Here is a 467-nt window from a genome sequence, read left to right as displayed (position 1 = left end):
ATGTTGAGGGTCTTGACGTAAATGCCCGCGCCGTCGTTCGCGCTGCCGGCGGTGACGGAGCCGCCGTTGATGGTGACGGTGCCGTAGGTAGCCTTGATGCCTGCTGCGTCTGTGGAGCTGGCGGCGCTGGCCTCGATCACGCCACCGTTGATGGTAAGGGAGCCGCCACTGTTGATGTATATTCCATAAGAGTAGTTTACCTCGCCGCCGCCCGTGGCGATCAGCTTGCCGGTACCAGCATTCTGCCCGTAGATGGTCAGGTTGCAATTATTTTTGCCGGCTAAAAAAGATTTGACAGTAAGTGTACATCCGTCGGTCAGGATCAGGTGCACATTGCCCTTGAGATTGAGGACGCCGTATGGAAATGTCAAGAAATGTGCAGTCTGGAAACACCCAAAATCTGAAAAGCATGGTAATACAGCGCAGTTTTCCGAAGTGGAGCGTAGCGGAACGCAGGAAAACTGCGG

1 pseudogene is annotated in these 467 nt (G+C 54.8%); it reads right to left on the bottom strand.

Annotated elements, in window-relative coordinates:
- A pseudogene (locus ACTQ34_RS18170) lies at positions 1–371 on the bottom strand (hypothetical protein); the annotation flags it as partial.
- Positions 372–467: the final 96 nt, after the last annotated feature.

It is taken from the genome of Agathobaculum sp. LCP25S3_E8 (assembly GCF_052117165.1).
Classification (GTDB): domain Bacteria; phylum Bacillota; class Clostridia; order Oscillospirales; family Butyricicoccaceae; genus Agathobaculum.
The sequence above is the reverse complement of the archived record's forward strand: the minus strand, read 5'-3'. Positions and strand labels throughout refer to the sequence as shown.